Source organism: Pseudomonas sp. AMR01, from assembly GCF_041946035.1.
Lineage (GTDB): Bacteria > Pseudomonadota > Gammaproteobacteria > Pseudomonadales > Pseudomonadaceae > Aquipseudomonas > Aquipseudomonas antarctica_B.
Map to the genome: position 1 here is coordinate 1 of NZ_JAUTYR010000178.1, position 524 is coordinate 524.

Sequence of the window (524 nt, forward strand, 5' to 3'; positions counted from 1 at the left end):
AGGAGCATGATATGGCGGGAAATAAGTACATTTCCATGGTCGCCGGATTGTTCACCGAGGTTGCGGCCGTCGATTCGTCGGCGGGTGCGGGTGACGCGGGCAAGATCATCGCATTGGACTCGGGCGGTAAACTCCCCGCGTCCATGACCCCGGCCGGACTCGGCGCGGACACGGCGGTAATCGTCGCGTCCGAAGCGTTGGCGGCGGGCGACCTCGTGAACATTCACATTTCGTCCGGTGCCAAAGTCCGCAAGGCCGACGCGTCGACCACGGGCAAGGAAGCACACGGGTACGTGTTGACGGCGGTATCGTCGTCCGGAAATGCCACCGTGTATTTCGAGGGGTTGGACAACACTCAAACGGGCCTGACCGCTGGGGCCGTCCAATTCCTGTCCGCGACCACGCCCGGCAAGGCCACGGCGACGGCACCGACCGGCACAGGCCAAGTCGTACAACGGGTCGGCTTCTCGTACTCCACAACGGAATTCAACTTCCAATGTGGTGACCCGGTACTGCTCGCATGA

General features: G+C 62.6%; 1 protein-coding gene. It reads left to right on the plus strand.

What is annotated here, in order from left to right:
• Positions 1-524 (plus strand): hypothetical protein (locus tag Q7C20_RS27130; RefSeq protein ID WP_375071232.1); only part of this gene is annotated, 524 nt, incomplete at its 5' end.